The following is a 15,966-nucleotide window of genomic DNA, read 5'->3' on the forward strand; positions in this document are numbered from 1 at the left end:
TTACATATTGTGGATGTATTCGTTGTGTAGGTATAATTTTCAGCGGGAATTTAGGTTATTATGTATTTACCCTGCACGCCCCTAAACAACACAATTTTTCCGCACGCCGCGGAACGCCGAAAGGCTGAACCCTCGATGGGCTCAGCCTTTACTGTTGTACCGGGACAGGGAGGGATCGAATCTGCATGGATCGGATTTCAGGCATGCACAGGCATCTCTCCCGCACCGGCTGCCGGGTTGGAGGATCTTAGTAAATGAAGGCGCGGGAAACGATGACGAGAAGAATGAACAATACCAGGATGACACCCGCAGACGTACCGAGGAATTTGCCGTATCCACCTATTGCACTCATTGACTTTCCCCTCCTTTCGCATATCATACGACCAGTGTATTTAGATAGCCGACTTTAAGATTGGATTATAGCCCGCTTCCCGGCGAATTGGGCGGCTGCCTGCGCTGTAACGATTCTCCGCCATTAGCCATATAGTGAAGGAGATGGAGGGTGGGGAGATGCCTACGGTAAACAATATTTTCAACATCAAAATCACCAATGTGTCGGGCAACGGCTCCATTAACTTCGGCAATAACTTGCATAGAGACAATTCCATTACGCAAAAGAAAAGCGGCGGGTATTATGTGGTAGGCGACGGTACCTTTTCCAACAGCAGGGAACTGATCAACGTAAGCGATCCGGATGTAATAGATCAGCCAAGTCCGTCGGCATAAAAGGAGGATCGAGCGATGAATATCTCGATTGCCGTCATCAAAGTGAACAGTATTCATAATCTGGGCTCGCTCAATGTCGGTAAAACCATCCTGAGCCGAAATCAGGCGTCGACACAGGTTTACCCGGAACCCTCGGGCATGCAGCAATCGGCGGCAGCGGATAACGCAACAGAGGTGGATGATGATGTACATTGATATATATGCGTATGTGCGGCTGATGGAAAGCAGGATCAAACAGCTTGAAGACCGGCTCGCCCTGCTGGAAAATCAGTCCGAGCAGCTGTCGAGGGCTATGCAGCAAGTAAAGCCGATTCACATCGAAAATATTACGTACAAGGTGCAAGAGCTGGCGGTGCGCGATCTGTCCGGCACCCTCAACATCGGTTTGACGGCCTTGTCCGATCCGGAACAGTTGGAGAAGTGGGTCAATCAAAAGGATGAGGGCGACAGCCAGGAGCTTCACGTCGATAACTTGAGCCGCTCGCAGGGCAAGGAGGAGTTGTGATTGGCGGATTCGAAGGCGAAAACACGCGCGTGCATAAGATGCGGCGGGATTGTACAAGCAGAGCATCAATATTGCCGGAGTTGCGGGGCGCCGGCCGTCAATCGTTGCATGGATGCCGGCGGATTGCTCGCCGAGCCGTGCGGACACGTCAACGACGATCAATCCGCCTATTGTGTCCGCTGCGGCTCCTATACGGCCTACCATAAAGCAGGGCTGTTGTTCGCGGACTATCCGGAAACCAAAGTGCTGCAGAAAGAAGAATTCGAGGAATGGAAATGGTTCTCCCATCCTTTCTTCACCCAATGACCAACGGAGAGGCGATTAGCCTCTCCGTTCTTAGCGGCTCAGTCCCGAATCACGATGTCGTGATAGGGAGCAGGGCTTCTTTTTTTCGGTAACCGGATCTCCAGCATGCCGTCCTTGAAGGTCGCCTTGGAACGCGACGGATCCACGTCGCAGGATAACAGGATGTCTTGTGTTTTATCGGCATGTTTGATTTTCAGCCTGCGTTTGTTTACGGAAAAATTCATATCATGCGGAGAAGTTTCCTTCGGCAGCCGGCATTGGACAAAAATGCTGCGATGGGTCTCGAACATATCGTAATCGATGCCGCCGTTCTTGAACGGGTTGAAATAGGGATGCCGATATGACGGGCTTTTGAAAAATCGTTTCATGACGTTCTTAACGTAATCTTCCACCGGATCCAACTGCTCGCCGAGCGTTTTCCACTGTCCGCCAGTCAAGAACGGGAATTGCTTCACCATATATTTCTCGAATTCATCCCAATCCATCATCTGGGGCTGACGATCCATCACCGGTTTTCACTCCCCTGCTGTAGCAATTACCGTATAGTATGTGGCATGCGCCCGATTGACACACGGCGGCACATGACGAATGCGGTATAAATGGAACACACACCCGCCCGGATTCATATGCTGAAAGTGGGCGCAGGCAGGGGGGAGCAGCATGCCATCGATTGTCGGGAGTATCAAAATCGTCAGCGTAGGATCCAGCTCGATCGTCCAATTGGGAGACGCCGTCATTCTTGCCCCGAAGAGCTCGGCCAAAACGTTCGCGGGCGCCGGCTCGTTCAACACCGGTGATTTTCCGAACACGAATAACGGCCTCAGTCTCACGAATACACTGGATAACGACGTTGTCGACGATACGGTTAGCGGCAATGCTTAGCAGATATTAACCTGCTGATCGGGAGATGATAGCATGATCATTCATCAGACGATTACGATCCACCATCTGCGTATCGGCGGCATATCCAATTCCTCCGTTCTGCAAATCGGTACGGCAGGGTTAATCAAGCCGCTATCCAGCTTATATAACACGGGCGGCTTCACGGGACCCGCACCCCAGCCCGGCCAGGCAACCGGTTTGCCGCTCGTGCCGTTTCGGCCGCTGGACTTGCGTTAATGTTATGGGATATATGAAGAGCGGCCAGCGTAGGATGTACCATAGGAGGAGAGGCCTATGGACTTGTACCGATACATCGTTTGCCTGCAGCAGGAAGTGCATCGGGTCCTGGTGCTGCAAAACAACAGAATGAACGAATTGGCCAATGAATTGGCCGCGGTCCGGGCACAGCTGGAGCGTCTCGAACGATTGCCGAGGATGAACATCGAGAAGATTGAATACAGCTTCGAGCAATTGAAAGTGGAACGGCTGGACGGTACGCTGATCATCGGAATTTCTCCTTTCGACACCGGCACCATTCAAGACCTTCAGGTTCAGCAGCAGCATCAAGAGGACGTTACCTTCGGGCAGACGAATGCTCCGGAGGATCCGGAGCGGCCGATCCGCAAAGATGTCGGCGACTATATTCGGCGGCATGTGCCCGAGCTGCTGGCAAAGGAGGCGCAGGCCCGCGGTCTTGAGCTCTTGCCCGAGCATCGCGAGCTGATCGTGGAAGATATGCTCAAGCAAATTGATGAACGCATAGGCGCCTACTACAGGTTTATGCAGGGTGATAAAAATACGAATAAGGACGGGCAGACGGTCGCAGATCTGGTGTTCCAAAAGGTTAAGCAGGATGTGCACGCGGCCTTGGAACGCTATGTCGAGCATTTCGGGAAGGGGGATGGCCATTGAACGACAGCATACGGATGAACGTCGTGAACGAATGCCTGCAAGTCGGATGGATCCGAATCATGGGGGTGGGCAGCTCTTCCGTCGTGCTTATTGGAGACACCGAAACGATCATCTCCGCTTCCGCCTTCGATACGCCGCCGGAATCGCTGATTATCGGACCGCTTATTCCGTTTGCGCCAACGGGAGGGTAGCGTGAAACGCCTGTCGCTCGTTGGAACCGTGAATATCAGGTCCGTGACGAACTCGTCTCTATTTCAGGCCGGCGATAATGTTGTTGTTGCGCCTTACTCCAGAGTGTTTGCCGTGCAAAGGGAAATTCCGTCTTACATCGGCAATGAGGGAAACTTTAATTATCCGGTTTTTACCGCGCCTATTCCGATGCCGATTGTGGATGAGCAGGTACAAGTATCCGTCCGACACGCAAAGCCGCTCATTCAAGTGGGCTGCCTGGATATTGTGGGGGTATCCACTTCTTCCGTCGTGCAGATCGGTTCCAACCGCGTGATTCAGGCGGAAAACCGGACGAAGCATATCCGGCAGCTGCTGCCGCGGGAAGGGGGGACGGACAGTGGCGAACGCGCATGAGCAGGTCGTGAGGAAATATGTGAACAAATATTATCCGAAAGCCGGGGTTGTGCTGCTTGCGGGCAGCGCGGCCAAAGGAAAGGCGATTGAAGGCTCCGACCTTGATCTCGTTATTTTCGACGAAAGCGCGGAGGAATCGATTCGCCGTATCGACCGGAAGCTCGGATCGATATTCGAGGTTTTTCTTGTGTCGCCGAAGCAATTCCCCTATTTCCTGGAGGAGGCCCGCAAAAGCGGGATTCCTTCGATCGTACGCATGTGTGCGGAAGGCGTCGTCGTGGTCGATCACGGCCAAGCGGCCGGATGGGTCGCCCGGGCCAGAGAGGTGTGGCAGGCAGGTCCTTACGCGAGGCCGCTCGATGAGTTGGATCGATACCGGTATGAGATCACCGAACAGCTTGAAGACTTTGCGCACTCCGATTGCAGGGCGGAGAACCTGTTCGTGCTGAACAAAATCGCGGAGCTTCTCGGCCGGTTTCTTTTGCGCGCGAACAAGCGTTGGCTCGGCGTCGGGAAGTGGGCTTACCGGGCGCTTGAGGAATTCAATCCCGCCGTCGCGCGGCAATTCGCCGAAGCGATGGATTGCTTTTACCGGAACGGCTCCCGCAGCGAATTTGTGGAATTTGTGCGCGCGATGCTGGCCCCGTATGGAGGCAAGCTGAGAGTCGGATGGATCGAGGGGGTGCGGGGCGATCCCGATGAGGCTGATTAAGGGTCAGAATCCGAATAGGAACGGAAGCTCGACAACTTGCGGGATGGGTTCGATGTGGAGCCCATCCTTTTTGCGTTGCATACAAGGAAGTCAAGGCGCCGGTATCGAATTAAAGCAGAATGTTTCGGAGAAAGAGGGAGATGCGATGTTACTGGAAATGGCCATTCTGCAGGTGAACTTGTAGCATGAACGAACCGAAATGGCTGGAGTGGACTAAAAAGATACAATCGATCAGTCAGGCCGGACTGGCCTACTCTAAAGATATGTACGATCTGGAGCGGTTTGGGATGCTGCGGGAGCTGAGCGTCGAGATTATGCACCATTACACGCAGGCCAGCCATGAGCAAATCAGGACGCTGTTCGCTTCGGAAGGCGGATATGCGACGCCCAAGGTGGATGTCCGGGGTGTCGTTTTCCGTGACGGGAAGGCGCTGTTCGTAAAAGAAAAGCTCGACGGAGCATGGTCTTTGCCCGGCGGGTGGGCGGATGTCGGCTTGTCTCCGAGCGAGGTGGCGGTGAAGGAAGTGAAGGAGGAATCGGGCTTCGACGTGGAGCCGGTCCGCCTGCTGGCCGTTCTCGATAAAAAGTTTCACCGTCATCCGCCTTCTCCGTGGCATACCTATAAGCTGTTCGTGCTTTGCGCCATCGTCGAAGGCGAAGCCGCGCAAGGCATGGAAACGTCGGACGTTCGTTTCTTCGGGGAGGACGAGCTGCCGGAGCTGTCGTTGGAGCGCAACACCTACGAACAGGTGGAACGAATGTTTGAGCTGTACCGCGATCCGGGCCAGCCGGTCTGGATCGACTAGCTTCTGCCTGAGGGCTTGACAGGGAAGGCTCCGGTCTCTTGTTTAGGACAAGGAAATGCCCGGTTAAGAAAAGGGATAAGATAACCGCGTAAAGCATTCCCAACCGAAACGGAGGTCCGGGCCGGCATGAGCATGAGCGCAAGATTGATGCGGATCCGCAAGGAAGAGCGAAAATACCACGAGCATATTTACGATGTACATAAGCTTTACAAGAAAGGCTCCTGGCTGCATGAGCCGACGGAGGCGGTCATGGAGGCATTCTGGGAAATCGGCACAGGCGGCGGGCCGTTGTCGATCCTCGATCTGGGCTGCGGGGTGGGCCGCAACAGCATCCCGCTGGCGGAGAAGGTACGGGATAAGGCAGGCCGGGTAGTGTGCGTCGATCTGCTCGATAAGGCCATTCAGAAGCTGCGCGAATACGGGCGCCGCTACGGCGTCGGGGATACGCTTGCGGCCGAGCAAAGCGATATCAGCGATTTCCGCTTTCCTCCGGAAAGCTTCGATTATATCGTCGCAGCGTCGAGCCTGGAGCATGTGCGCACGGAGAAGATGCTGGAAGAGGTGCTGGGCCGGATGGCCGAGGGGACGAAGAGCGGCGGCGTTAACTGCATCGTCATGCACACGTCGATTGAGGAATACGACGAACGGGACGGATCGCGAAGGGAAACGTTGTTCGAGGTCGTTCTGGACCGGGACAAGGCGCTGGACAAACTGCGCCGCGCTTATGCCGGTTGGGAAGAGCTGCGCGTCTCGGATGAGCCGACCGAATTTCCGATCAACCGCGGGGACGTTCCGGTTCGGCTGAAAGCCGTAAGCGTGACCTTTGCCGTTCGCAAACCTTGAATACGCGCTTTTTCGTCGTTGTGCTGGTGGACATGCTGGCGCAAATTAACTTTCAGTAAACGCTTACCAAATGAACGCCGGAAAGTGTATAATCGTTAGATAGCACTTTCGAAGGAGTGAGCGTATGATCTTCATCCATCACAACGGTTATCACATCAAGCTTGTGGAGGCGTCGGTCATCGACAAGCCGGTGCTGCGCAGCATGATTCAGTTCTACTTGTACGACACCAGTGAATATAACGGCAAGGATCCCGACAAGCACGGCGTGTTCGACTATATGTTCTTCGACCACTACTTCACCGACCACGGCCGGCAACAGGAAGGGCGTTTGCCGATCATGATTCAGATCAACGATCTGCTTGCCGGCTTCGCGCTCATCAATACGTTCAGCATTCTCACCCCGCAGACGCCTTCGACCCGCAATCTGGCGGATTTCTTCATTATGCGCAAATGGCGCCGCCGTTCGATCGGCAAGGTGATCGTGAAGGAGATTTTCGATACGTGGCAGGGTCATTGGGAAGTGAAGCAGGAGCGCGAGAACATAAGCGCCCAGCAATTCTGGCGGAACGTCATTCATGAGTATACGAGCGGAGCCTACAAGGAAACGGACCTTAACGACGAGCGTTGGAACGGTCCGATCCAGGAATTCGACAACAACGGCCGACTGTAGTCGCGGCAGGCGAATTTGACGGCGAAGCCATACAAACGCACGGCATCGAGCAAGGCCTGTGGACGGAGGAACAATCCGACAATCGGCTTCGCTGAATCGGAAGTCCTCCTCTTGGTTAAGAAATCGTAAGGACTTGTCGCTTACGTTCATAATAGGGGAGGTGTATCGGCATGCCCGTCATATCGGTAAATGCTTGGTCGTTCGAGCGGTATATGGGACCGCTGCGGATGATAGAATGGAATGAGGATACGAAGGAGCAGGTGCTGAAGGTGTCGAACCGTCCCGAAGAAATGGGACTGACCGCAATGCTTGCCAAACTCGGCCGCAAAGGCTACAGGGCTGTCGAGATTCCCTACTGCCATCTTCAGGATACGTCCGAGGAAGGGCTGGAGCATCTTCGGGACCAGGCCCGGATACAGAATGTACAATTGACGTCGCTTCTGCTCGACTACGGCGATTTGTCGTCCGTCGACCCGTTGCGCCGCCGAACCGATCTGTCCTGGTACAGGCGATGGATCGACATTGCGGCCGATGCGGGTTTCGTGTGCGTGCGCATTCCCGCGGGAGAGGCGGACCCGGACGACCGTCCTGCGATTATACGCGCGGCGGACGGGCTCCGTTGCGCGGCCGATTATGCGAAGTCGCGCAACGTCCGTGTCGTTACCGAAAATATAGGCGGCCTGTTGTCTACCTCCGATAATGTGAACCGCTTGCTTGAAGCATGCGGCGGACGCGTGGGGCTGACGGTCGATTTCGGCAATTTTCCCGAGGATAAATACCGCCAATTGGCGGAGGTGCTGCCTTACGCCGATACGGTGCACGCCAAAGCCAGGACGAAGTCCGGCGGCATCGTGGACGAGGACGATTTCTACCGGTGCCTGCAGCTGTGCGCCAATGCCGGCTTCCGCGGCCCGCTGTCGCTTACGTATCTTGACGAAGGGGATGCATGGGAGGCGCTTGACGGGTTAAGAAGCATGGCTGACAATGTGATGACGAAACCTGCATAAAATCGATGGGCGGAGCTCGGCAGAGTTCCGTCCTTTACTATACAAGTGCGTCTCCGCCCGCTTAATACAGCTTGTGGACTTGCGCGTTTAACTTCTATCGGCCGGCGTTAAAATAGTTAGTAAGATGACTATTGTCGAAGCGGAAGGTGCTGGTCGGATGGAGCGAATGAACCGGGCTGAACATCGGGAGAAAACGGTAAAGACGGCGCTGCTGCAGTTTGTGTTTCCTTTCTCTCTTAAACCGGAAAGCGGGGCGTCATTAGTCAAGGAGTTGGGGAAGCGCGGCGGATATACGCCTTTCTACTTGAACCGGACGGAGCTGGAAGATGCATTTTACGGGGAAGGCTTTCAGGTATCGCACAAAAAGCTGGAGCGTTACTATTTGCATTTTACCGGCAGCGTGCTGTTTCCCCGTGACCATAACCCGAAAGCCTTTCAACGCATGTCGAAGGCGGAAGGCGAAATCTACATACTCGAAACTCCGTTTTTCTCGATGCCGTTCAAGGTGCTGTCGGTCGATGTCATCGTCTGTCCGTTCGATCTCGGCTTTCTGACCGTCAGAATCCAGATCAATCAGACGGAAAGCTACAGCCGTGTCCTGGAATTCGCCGACCGGTTCCGCGTGCTGGAGGATGTCAGCGCGATGGATAATGCGGCTTTCGTGCTTTGCGGCGATGAACGCTTCCAGCAAATCGAACAGTTTCTGTTCAGGAAAGTCGCGCCCGGCGTCATGCCTTATCTCGACACATCGGATCTCGACCGTGCTTACTTCGAGACGCTGCCGTTCTTTGTGGACGAGCGGATGTTCGTGCAGGCGGTCTACGCTTTCGCGGACGGGGAGACCATCACGACGGAGGACCAGTACCGCGCCCTTCATCTGGACGGCGTGAACGAGTGGGGAGAGCCTTTTACGAGCTCCGGCAATCCCGATTTTATTACGGGCTATTGCGATGAGCATATCTATGGGAGATGGAGCCCCGAAACCTTCTTTGGTCTTAACGAGCATACGTTCTGCTGCTTAACGAACGGATCGGAGACAAGAGTTCGGGCGATTGCGCGGCAAATGTACGGAGAGTTTTACTATGGAGTCCTGCTTAATATGTTCCACAAAATCGTCCTGCTCAAGCTGTCCAATGAGTATTCGCAGGTCCGGCTTGAGCGGGACAAGGAACCGGTTGAGGGTCTGATCCGTTCCATTACGACGTTTTCGGCGAATTATTACTTTTTGGAGCTGGCGTCGCAGCTGGAGGGGAAGGAGCTCTTTTTTCAGTTGCGGCAAATGTTCGGCATTCACGATCTCTATTTGGAGGTTAAGCAAACGCTGCTCGATCTGTACACGTATCAGGACCGCGAAAACGCAAAGAGCTCCAATTACCTGCTGCTGCTGCTCACTATGTACACGGTTGTCGGCGGTATTTACGGCATGAACCAGGTGATCGAGGATTTGAAGGGCAGGATCGATTGGAGCAAAATGCTGGAATACTCCATATTCGAGTACATCGCGCTTTTCACGACGTTGACCGGTTTGGTCGTCGGCATCGGGCTGTCGTTTACTCTCGTCGTGAAATGGATCAGGGACGGGATCAGGAAACGGGAGAGGTAGCGCGGCGCGGCACCGTGCGCGCAATCGCGCAAATGCGTGTTATGGAATAAAAGGAGTCCGGTTGCGGAATCCTAGTTTTCGTTGACACTGAGAATGAATCTCATTTATTATAAGGGTAGTGCAGGAGTTTATATTTTCAATGGCAGGTGAACGAACGGGTGAAGACGATCAAATATTGCTGCCGGAACGAACGGCTCGGCTCCAAGACGGTGTACAAAGGCTTGAAGCATGAGTATCCCGATGTGAAGCAGAAAAAGAAGGATTGCTTGGGCCATTGCAAGCAATGCCATAAGCAGTGCATCGCCCGGGTCGGAAAAGGCAACCTGGTCTGCGCCGATTCGCCCGACGAGCTGTACGCGCAGTTGAAGCGGATCATCGAACAGTCCCGCGAGAAGGAGTGCGTTACGGTATGAGCCTGTCGTTGCTGGCCCTGTACATTCCGTTTGTAATACTGATCGTGGTTCTGTTACTCTTATATAGGGTAATTGCGAAGCAGTAAATCGAGACGGAAGGTTGTGACCGGGATGTTGAACGATACGTTAAGCGAAGCTTTAAACGAGCAACTGAATTTCGAGTTTTACTCGGCCCATGTTTACATGGCCATGGCGGGTTATTGCTCAGCCGAGAGCCTGGACGGGTTCGCCAACTTCTTCCTTGTACAGGCGGAAGAGGAGCGGTTCCACGGCATGAAGATTTACAAGTATCTGAACGATCGCGGCGTCCGCGTGCAATTGACGGGTATGGAAAACCCCCGCAACGATTACGATTCGGTTCTGGAAGTGTTCGAGCATGCTTATGAGCACGAGAAGATCGTGACGCGGCGCATCTATCATTTGTCCGACTTGGCGTTGAACGACCGCGAGCATGCCACCATCCAGTTTCTGAAATGGTTCATCGACGAGCAGGTCGAGGAAGAAGCGATGTTCGACAGCGTCATCAATAAGCTGAAGCGCATCGAGAAGGACAGCAATGCGTTTTTTATGATGGACAACGAGTTCGCGCAACGGTCCTTTACCCCCCCTGGGGTATGATAACGCATGGACGATCGAAAGCCTCCTGACATCGTGTCGGAGGCTTTTTTGGCCGCCGTGCCGGTACCTGTGCATGCGCGCTATAAGGACCGGAGCTTCCGGAGCCAGCCGTCGTCGACCACGACCGGCTGCTTCGGAATAAGCTCCAGGGAGAAGCAGGAGGCCAGCTCCCGGGCGGTAACCGGCTCGATTCGGTCCAGCAGCCCGCTCATGGCCGCCATGGCGCCGATGACGGTTTCCGATCCAATGCCGTTCTCCCTCATCGCGCGGATCGAAAGGGCGCCGTGACGCTTCGCCAGGCGTTTGCCGTCGGAGCCGAGGAGCAGAGGGATATGGGCGAAACGGGGAGGCCTTTGTCCCAGCGCTTCGTACAGCGCAAGCTGGCGCGGCGTCGAGTCCATTAGATCGTGGCCCCGCAGCACATCGGTTATTTTCATGGCGGCGTCGTCCACGACGACCGCCAGCTGGTAGCTGATGATGCCGTCGGCTCTGCGAACGACGAAATCGCCGTTTTCGCCCGGTTGAAACGATTGCGGGCCCGCGGCCAAATCGTGAAAGGCAATGGTGCGGTCGGGCATCGCAAACCGGAGTGAAGGCGTTTTGCGCTGTGCGCGCTCACGTCTCTCTCCTTCATTCAGATGCCGGCAGGTACCGGGATAAGCCGGTCCTTCGGCCGATAGCCCATGGGGCGCGCTCGCCACCGCGGCAAGCTCCGCGCGGCTGCAATAGCAAGGGTAGAGCAGACCCTTCGCCGACAAACGTTCGATTGCGGCGTCGTAAAGCGCTTGACGCCCGGATTGGACGTACGGTCCGAACGGTCCGCCCGCATCGGGGCCTTCATCCCAATCGATGCCGAGCCACCTGAGATCCGCCAAGGCCTGCCGGGCAAGCTCAGGCCTGGAACGCGGCTTGTCGATATCCTCCAGCCTCATAATAAACGCTCCGCCTGCGCTGCGCACCTGAAGCCAGGCAAGCAGGGCGGTGCGGGCGTTTCCGACATGGAGCTCGCCCGACGGAGTCGGCGCATAACGTCCTCTTATCATGAAATCGCACACCTCTGCGCAAAAAGAGCAGGGAGATTGTCCCTGCTCAAGCGGTTCAAATAAGGATGCGAGCCGGATCGGCTCGAATGTTGCAATGGCGGAGCCGACGGGATTCGAACCCGCGGTCTCCTGCGTGACAGGCAGGCATGTTAGGCCTCTACACCACGGCTCCTTGACCAACAACAGTGCTGATCATACCATGAATATTTAAACGGATGCAAGCTTTTTTTGCGGGAAGCAATAGCGAATGTGATTAATCTTACGAGCGATTCGGGAGGAAAGACATGAGGGCTGCAGTCGGTCAGGAGAAATTGCCCGAAGCCGCGCCGGAAACATGCGGGCTTGACGGAGACAAGCTGGAAGCGATGAGGGAAGTTCTGACGCCATGGGGGATCAAAAGCGTGCTCGTGGTGAAAAACGGCCGCAAGGCATGGGAATGGCACGAGGCCGGACAGGACCGGCAAGGTTCGATCTATTCCTGCACCAAGAGTGTGTTATCCGCGCTGATCGGCATTGCGGTCGACAACGGCTATATTGACAATGTGGAACGCCCGATCGGCGATTATCTCGAGCTTGGAGAGCTGCCGGAGAACGGAAGCCGCTCGGCGCATCGGATCACAATCAGGCATTTGCTGACGATGAAGTCTGGCTTTGACTGGCCGGATTTCGACAAGCCTTATAATCAGATGAAGAAAGCGGACGATTGGGTAAGGTACGTATTGGACAGACCGGTCGTTCATGAGCCTGGAGAAGCGTTTACATACAACTCGGGCGGTTCCCATTTGCTGTCTGCGATATTGACGAAAACGACGGGACAGAGCACTCTGGCGTTCGCCATGGACAAGCTGTTCGGGCCGCTCGGCATCCGCCGGGTCCGATGGAACGCCGGGCAAGGCGTTCAGGAAGGCGGTACGGGGCTATATATGACCGCGGCCGATCTGGCGAAATTCGGACTTTTATACGCGCGCAAAGGCGTCTGGGAAGGGCGCCGAATCGTGTCGGCGGATTGGGTCGCGCAATCGACGGTTGCTTCGACGAAAGGGCTGCTTCATTACAAGCCGCCGATCTATGGATGCTACGGCTACCATTGGTGGGTGTCGGCGGAGCAGCCGGAAGAAGTGCCGGATTACTTTTTCGCCTTCGGGTTCGGCGGGCAATATTTGGCCGTCGCGCCGGAAGAGGAACTGGTGGCGGTCATCCGGAAAGGACTGGCCGGACGCAATAAAGCGATACTCTCGAGAAGGCTGCTGCATGAATATATTTTTGCCGCTTTGATCGGTTCCCGGCGCACCATTCCGGCTTCTCAATCGTCGAATGAAGAAAGTAGCCCAGCAAGCCAAGCAAAGGACGTGACGGTCCGGGACGGCAAAGCGGTGAGAATCGTACAGCAATCTGTGCCGCGAGCCTAAGTTCCCCGCATACGGAAAGACAAGCCTCGCCATGCGAGCGCTTGTCTTTTGTCCGTTTTGACGGCATTATACGGCGTTGATCCGGTTCTCTGCCGCCAACCGGCGGATTTCGACTTTGACGCGTTCTTTCAGATCGTCGTCCGACATAAATTGAATGCCGTACAGATACCCGCCGTCGTTATCCGATTGCCAGCGCACCTCGCCGTTAACGGTAAGCGGAAAGGTCTCGGCGAATGGGAAATCGATCGTTAGCCGTACCAGATTGTCACCGCTGCGGAGATCAAGCCCCGCAACGAGCTTGCAGCCGCTCTTGTTCCAATCGATCAGCTCCGCCGGCGCTTGCCTGGTTTCGAGCTCAAGGCCGTTCAATTCGATAATTTGAAAAAGGCATGGTTCCGGTACTGCAAATAAATACCGAAACGGTTCTTTTCTTCGGCTGTTGATCATTCAGTCTGAACCTCCGGGTGAAATATCACCATTAACTATACTATGAAATCCATAATTCGGCAATTTACAAAGGAGCGAATTTCGCATGCATATGGAGACGCTTAAGTAAGGAAAACGAAAAGCGTCCCTAGGAATCCAGGGGACGCTCTTTTCTTGTTTTTCGCATAATCGCGAGTCTGACCAGTCCGTATATACCGGCAGTGCCGAGAATGGCCCAAACGATGATCATCCCGTATCGGTTCACATGATAACCGATCTGCTCGATATATTCCCCCACGAACCAACCGAGAAGGAAGTAGACGATCGTCCATACGAATGCGGTGCTGTACGTATACGTTGCGTAACGGCCGTAAGGCATTTTGTTCAACCCGACGATATACATCGAGATGTGCCGAAGCAGCGGAAGCAGGACGAACAGGCAAATCGCGAAGCTTCCGTATTTGGCGCTGAGCCGCTCGGACGCTTCGAGCGCTTTGCGGAAGTTTTTCTTGTTCTCGAACCGTTTGCCGAATTGATGTCCGGCGGCCTTGCCGATCAAATAGCCTGACGTCAATCCGCTTGCGATGCCGAGAAAAATCGCGATGAAGGTGGGGATCGGCGACAGCAGTCCGGAAGCCGCAACCGCGCCGCCGGTCATCACGACCGCCTCGTTCGGAATCGGCAGGCCGATAATGCCGAAGCATAGGGCAAAGAAAAAGGCGGCATAGCCGAAATCTTCAATGAATGCAGTCAATAAATCATATCCCATACGATTCCATCCCAACGAATCTGAGTTGTTTCTAGAATACGCCTTGCCGTGAGATAAAGCAATAACAGTGATCTTCAGCGATCTTCGCTCATGATGAGCGATCGGTGACCGATGCCCGCGGCCAAGCCGAATTGTCGACGGGGGAAAGAGGTCAAGGATGCCGTTCGGCAACGCGCAAAGTAATAAGGTGCATTTTCTGCACCTGGTTTAGTCCGGATTGCGGCGATCAGACATCAAGGTGCAATGAGTACACCTTGATTCAAGGTTTTCGGATAAAATCCGGATTTGGGGCCCAACAAAGTGCAGGTTTTGCACGTTATTGGGCCAGAACGGGAGAAACGGCGAAAACAAGGTGCAGGTTTTGCACCTTGCATCTCACAAACACCGGGGGCGGTATACGCTAAGAGGCATTTAAGCACACAAAGTGGGTATAATTGTAGCCCCGTTATTAAATGTGATAAAATCTTAACAGTATCAGCAACAGTATCAGCCCGGCAATTTTCACATTATCCGGCCGCGTCCGCGAGGACGCAAGGCCGAGAATCAAGAGGAGCCGCATATACGAATGAAACTCCGCACCGTACTTACGTTCACTATCATTGTCGCCATTTTTATCGCAGCAAATTTCTATGTCGGATGGAACGGGCTGCTGTTTGTGCGCTCATCGGCCGCGGAGTGGCATCCCGCCTTGTACTGGATTCCGTTCTGGATCGTGGCCTTCTCCTATTTGATCGGAAGGGCAAGGATGCTGCCGGGCGCGATGGGCAGATTGCTGAAGGTGATGGGATCTTATTATTTCGCGCTGTTTGAATTCGCCGTATTGCTGTTGCCGCTTGCCGATCTGGCCGGCTGGCTGCTGAAGCGTTCCGGGGCCGTACGGGAGGTGTATGTCGGCGTTGTAGGAACCGTGGTGCTGCTGCTCATAGCGGCGCTTATGGTTTGGGGAAGCCGCAACGCATGGAGCCCGGTTGTCCGGTCCTACAGCATATCGGTGCCGAAAAGCGCAGAGGGGCGGGAGACGCTGCGCATCGCCGTCGCCTCCGACATTCATCTCGGCAATGTCGTGGGCAACCGCCATATCGGGCGGCTGCTGGACAAGGTGGAAGGAATAAACCCCGACCTGATCTTGCTGCCGGGAGATGTCATCGACGACAGCATCGAGCCGTTTGTGCGCAACCGGATGGCGGACTCGCTTGCCCGGCTGAAGGCGATGGCGCCTCTTGGGGTGTACGCCGTGCTGGGCAACCACGAATATTACGGGGGCCATATCGAAGAATATGTCAAACGGATGGCGGAGATCGGCATCCGGGTGCTGCGCGATGAGACGGTTGCCCTTGAGGGCGGCATTCAAATTGCCGGCCGCAAGGACAAGGCGGCGGAGAGCATGGATCAAATCGGCCGTAAGCCGGTCGCCGAGATGCTGGCTGGGCTGGACAAGGCGAAGCCGATCATTCTGCTGGACCATCAGCCTTATGCCTTCTCGTCGGCCGCCGAGGCGGGGGCCGACGTGATGCTGAGCGGACATACGCACCGCGGACAATTCGCTCCCAATCATTGGATTACGCGCCGGCTGTTCGAGCTGGACTGGGGCTACATGCGCAAGAATGGCATGCATGTGATCGTTTCCTCCGGATTCGGGACATGGGGGCCGCCGATCCGGCTAGCCAGCCGTTCGGAGGTTATCGATCTGGCCGTTGAATTCCGCAAATAACGCGACGTTCGAAAAATTGT

At 55.0% G+C, this 15,966-nt stretch carries 24 protein-coding genes and 1 tRNA gene; 19 read left to right on the forward strand and 6 right to left on the reverse strand.

The features are described 5' to 3' along the window. Positions 1–247: 247 nt before the first annotated feature. Positions 248–352, reverse strand: coding sequence for a YjcZ family sporulation protein (locus tag RWM61_RS02765; protein WP_313997147.1), 105 nt, complete (start codon positions 350–352; stop codon positions 248–250). A 158-nt stretch (positions 353–510) separates the two neighbouring features. Here RWM61_RS02765 and RWM61_RS02770 point away from each other — a divergent pair, with 158 nt between their 5' ends. From RWM61_RS02770 to RWM61_RS02785, 4 genes are read left to right on the forward strand one after another with little or no spacing between them, the layout of a single operon-like run. Next, positions 511–726 (forward strand): spore germination protein, encoded by a 216-nt coding sequence (locus tag RWM61_RS02770; RefSeq protein ID WP_313997149.1) that lies wholly within the window; start codon positions 511–513, stop codon positions 724–726. Positions 727–741: 15 nt separating this feature from the next. After that, on the forward strand, positions 742–921 hold the full coding sequence (locus RWM61_RS02775) for a hypothetical protein (RefSeq protein ID WP_313997151.1): 180 nt from the start codon (positions 742–744) through the stop codon (positions 919–921). Beyond that, positions 911–1,231, forward strand: coding sequence for a spore germination protein GerPC (gene gerPC, locus RWM61_RS02780; protein ID WP_313997154.1), 321 nt, complete (start codon positions 911–913; stop codon positions 1,229–1,231). The genes RWM61_RS02775 and gerPC (RWM61_RS02780) overlap by 11 nt, the downstream gene beginning before the upstream one ends. Beyond that, the gene (locus RWM61_RS02785) at positions 1,232–1,537 is read left to right on the forward strand and encodes a hypothetical protein (RefSeq protein ID WP_313997156.1); all 306 of its coding nucleotides are present in this window, start codon (positions 1,232–1,234) and stop codon (positions 1,535–1,537) included. A gap of 38 nt (positions 1,538–1,575) precedes the next feature. Here the strand turns inward: RWM61_RS02785 and RWM61_RS02790 are convergent, their stop codons facing one another. After that, positions 1,576–2,043 carry an Hsp20/alpha crystallin family protein gene (locus RWM61_RS02790; RefSeq protein WP_313997403.1) on the reverse strand — a complete coding sequence of 156 codons (468 nt, stop codon included), beginning with the start codon at positions 2,041–2,043 and terminating at the stop codon, positions 1,576–1,578. Between the two features lie 154 nt (positions 2,044–2,197). Between RWM61_RS02790 and RWM61_RS02795 the strand changes: the two genes are divergently transcribed. From RWM61_RS02795 to RWM61_RS02855, 13 genes are all read left to right on the forward strand, one after another. Continuing rightward, entirely contained in the window at positions 2,198–2,419 is a 222-nt protein-coding gene (locus RWM61_RS02795; protein WP_313997158.1) for a spore germination protein, read from the forward strand. 33 nt (positions 2,420–2,452) lie between these two features. Beyond that, the gene (locus RWM61_RS02800) at positions 2,453–2,656 is read left to right on the forward strand and encodes a spore germination protein GerPB (RefSeq protein WP_313997160.1); all 204 of its coding nucleotides are present in this window, start codon (positions 2,453–2,455) and stop codon (positions 2,654–2,656) included. Positions 2,657–2,713: 57 nt separating this feature from the next. Continuing rightward, positions 2,714–3,331, forward strand: coding sequence for a spore germination protein GerPC (gene gerPC / locus RWM61_RS02805; protein WP_313997162.1), 618 nt, complete (start codon positions 2,714–2,716; stop codon positions 3,329–3,331). Between the two features lie 8 nt (positions 3,332–3,339). After that, a complete protein-coding gene (locus RWM61_RS02810) occupies positions 3,340–3,522 on the forward strand; it encodes a spore gernimation protein GerPD (RefSeq protein WP_313997406.1) in 183 nt (60 codons plus the stop codon). Position 3,523: 1 nt separating this feature from the next. Then, the gene (locus RWM61_RS02815; RefSeq protein WP_313997164.1) at positions 3,524–3,916 is read left to right on the forward strand and encodes a spore germination protein GerPE; all 393 of its coding nucleotides are present in this window, start codon (positions 3,524–3,526) and stop codon (positions 3,914–3,916) included. Further along, positions 3,900–4,628, forward strand: coding sequence for a nucleotidyltransferase domain-containing protein (locus RWM61_RS02820; protein ID WP_313997166.1), 729 nt, complete (start codon positions 3,900–3,902; stop codon positions 4,626–4,628). Before RWM61_RS02815 ends, RWM61_RS02820 begins: the two co-directional genes overlap by 17 nt. Before the next feature lie 185 nt (positions 4,629–4,813). Beyond that, positions 4,814–5,434, forward strand: a complete 621-nt coding sequence (locus RWM61_RS02825; RefSeq protein WP_313997168.1) for an NUDIX hydrolase — start codon at positions 4,814–4,816, stop codon at positions 5,432–5,434. Between the two features lie 126 nt (positions 5,435–5,560). Beyond that, positions 5,561–6,277: a class I SAM-dependent methyltransferase gene (locus tag RWM61_RS02830; RefSeq protein WP_313997170.1), complete on the forward strand. Its 717-nt coding sequence runs from the start codon at positions 5,561–5,563 to the stop codon at positions 6,275–6,277. Positions 6,278–6,401: 124 nt separating this feature from the next. Then, positions 6,402–6,947 carry an acetyltransferase gene (locus tag RWM61_RS02835; RefSeq protein WP_313997172.1) on the forward strand — a complete coding sequence of 182 codons (546 nt, stop codon included), beginning with the start codon at positions 6,402–6,404 and terminating at the stop codon, positions 6,945–6,947. A 170-nt stretch (positions 6,948–7,117) separates the two neighbouring features. Further along, the gene (locus RWM61_RS02840; RefSeq protein ID WP_313997174.1) at positions 7,118–7,954 is read left to right on the forward strand and encodes a TIM barrel protein; all 837 of its coding nucleotides are present in this window, start codon (positions 7,118–7,120) and stop codon (positions 7,952–7,954) included. A 166-nt stretch (positions 7,955–8,120) separates the two neighbouring features. Then, positions 8,121–9,557, forward strand: coding sequence for a hypothetical protein (locus RWM61_RS02845; protein WP_313997176.1), 1,437 nt, complete (start codon positions 8,121–8,123; stop codon positions 9,555–9,557). Between the two features lie 158 nt (positions 9,558–9,715). Continuing rightward, entirely contained in the window at positions 9,716–9,970 is a 255-nt protein-coding gene (locus tag RWM61_RS02850) for a DUF1450 domain-containing protein (RefSeq protein WP_313997178.1), read from the forward strand. A gap of 114 nt (positions 9,971–10,084) precedes the next feature. Next, the gene (locus RWM61_RS02855) at positions 10,085–10,588 is read left to right on the forward strand and encodes a ferritin (RefSeq protein ID WP_313997408.1); all 504 of its coding nucleotides are present in this window, start codon (positions 10,085–10,087) and stop codon (positions 10,586–10,588) included. A gap of 80 nt (positions 10,589–10,668) precedes the next feature. Here RWM61_RS02855 and gluQRS read toward each other — a convergent pair whose 3' ends face one another. Both gluQRS and RWM61_RS02865 read right to left on the reverse strand, forming a co-directional pair. Next, positions 10,669–11,631: a tRNA glutamyl-Q(34) synthetase GluQRS gene (gluQRS, locus tag RWM61_RS02860; RefSeq protein WP_313997180.1), complete on the reverse strand. Its 963-nt coding sequence runs from the start codon at positions 11,629–11,631 to the stop codon at positions 10,669–10,671. A 95-nt stretch (positions 11,632–11,726) separates the two neighbouring features. Beyond that, positions 11,727–11,803 (reverse strand) — tRNA-Asp (locus tag RWM61_RS02865). A gap of 112 nt (positions 11,804–11,915) precedes the next feature. Between RWM61_RS02865 and RWM61_RS02870 the strand changes: the two genes are divergently transcribed. Then, positions 11,916–13,040, forward strand: coding sequence for a serine hydrolase (locus RWM61_RS02870; protein WP_313997182.1), 1,125 nt, complete (start codon positions 11,916–11,918; stop codon positions 13,038–13,040). A 66-nt stretch (positions 13,041–13,106) separates the two neighbouring features. On the opposite strand, the gene RWM61_RS02875 is transcribed toward RWM61_RS02870, so the two are convergent. Beyond that, positions 13,107–13,487, reverse strand: a complete 381-nt coding sequence (locus RWM61_RS02875) for a PilZ domain-containing protein (RefSeq protein ID WP_313997184.1) — start codon at positions 13,485–13,487, stop codon at positions 13,107–13,109. Positions 13,488–13,614: 127 nt separating this feature from the next. Next, positions 13,615–14,235 carry a DedA family protein gene (locus RWM61_RS02880; RefSeq protein ID WP_313997187.1) on the reverse strand — a complete coding sequence of 207 codons (621 nt, stop codon included), beginning with the start codon at positions 14,233–14,235 and terminating at the stop codon, positions 13,615–13,617. 565 nt (positions 14,236–14,800) lie between these two features. On the opposite strand from RWM61_RS02880, the gene RWM61_RS02885 reads away from it, so the two are divergent. Then, entirely contained in the window at positions 14,801–15,946 is a 1,146-nt protein-coding gene (locus tag RWM61_RS02885) for a metallophosphoesterase (RefSeq protein WP_313997189.1), read from the forward strand. The last annotated feature ends 20 nt before the right edge of the window (positions 15,947–15,966 follow it).

The organism is uncultured Paenibacillus sp. (assembly GCF_963515335.1).
Taxonomy (GTDB): Bacteria; Bacillota; Bacilli; order Paenibacillales; family Paenibacillaceae; genus Paenibacillus_I.

Coding starts and splice junctions, on each gene's coding strand:
- RWM61_RS02765 (WP_313997147.1), bottom strand. CDS start 352: ATGAGTGCAATAGGTGGATACGGCAAATTCCTCGGTACGTCTGCGGGT.
- RWM61_RS02770 (WP_313997149.1), top strand. CDS start 511: ATGCCTACGGTAAACAATATTTTCAACATCAAAATCACCAATGTGTCG.
- RWM61_RS02775 (WP_313997151.1), top strand. CDS start 742: ATGAATATCTCGATTGCCGTCATCAAAGTGAACAGTATTCATAATCTG.
- gerPC (WP_313997154.1), top strand. CDS start 911: ATGTACATTGATATATATGCGTATGTGCGGCTGATGGAAAGCAGGATC.
- RWM61_RS02790 (WP_313997403.1), bottom strand. CDS start 2,043: ATGGATCGTCAGCCCCAGATGATGGATTGGGATGAATTCGAGAAATAT.
- RWM61_RS02795 (WP_313997158.1), top strand. CDS start 2,198: ATGCCATCGATTGTCGGGAGTATCAAAATCGTCAGCGTAGGATCCAGC.
- RWM61_RS02800 (WP_313997160.1), top strand. CDS start 2,453: ATGATCATTCATCAGACGATTACGATCCACCATCTGCGTATCGGCGGC.
- gerPC (WP_313997162.1), top strand. CDS start 2,714: ATGGACTTGTACCGATACATCGTTTGCCTGCAGCAGGAAGTGCATCGG.
- RWM61_RS02825 (WP_313997168.1), top strand. CDS start 4,814: ATGAACGAACCGAAATGGCTGGAGTGGACTAAAAAGATACAATCGATC.
- RWM61_RS02830 (WP_313997170.1), top strand. CDS start 5,561: ATGAGCATGAGCGCAAGATTGATGCGGATCCGCAAGGAAGAGCGAAAA.
- RWM61_RS02835 (WP_313997172.1), top strand. CDS start 6,402: ATGATCTTCATCCATCACAACGGTTATCACATCAAGCTTGTGGAGGCG.
- RWM61_RS02840 (WP_313997174.1), top strand. CDS start 7,118: ATGCCCGTCATATCGGTAAATGCTTGGTCGTTCGAGCGGTATATGGGA.
- RWM61_RS02845 (WP_313997176.1), top strand. CDS start 8,121: ATGAACCGGGCTGAACATCGGGAGAAAACGGTAAAGACGGCGCTGCTG.
- gluQRS (WP_313997180.1), bottom strand. CDS start 11,631: ATGATAAGAGGACGTTATGCGCCGACTCCGTCGGGCGAGCTCCATGTC.
- RWM61_RS02870 (WP_313997182.1), top strand. CDS start 11,916: ATGAGGGCTGCAGTCGGTCAGGAGAAATTGCCCGAAGCCGCGCCGGAA.
- RWM61_RS02875 (WP_313997184.1), bottom strand. CDS start 13,487: ATGATCAACAGCCGAAGAAAAGAACCGTTTCGGTATTTATTTGCAGTA.
- RWM61_RS02880 (WP_313997187.1), bottom strand. CDS start 14,235: ATGGGATATGATTTATTGACTGCATTCATTGAAGATTTCGGCTATGCC.
- RWM61_RS02885 (WP_313997189.1), top strand. CDS start 14,801: ATGAAACTCCGCACCGTACTTACGTTCACTATCATTGTCGCCATTTTT.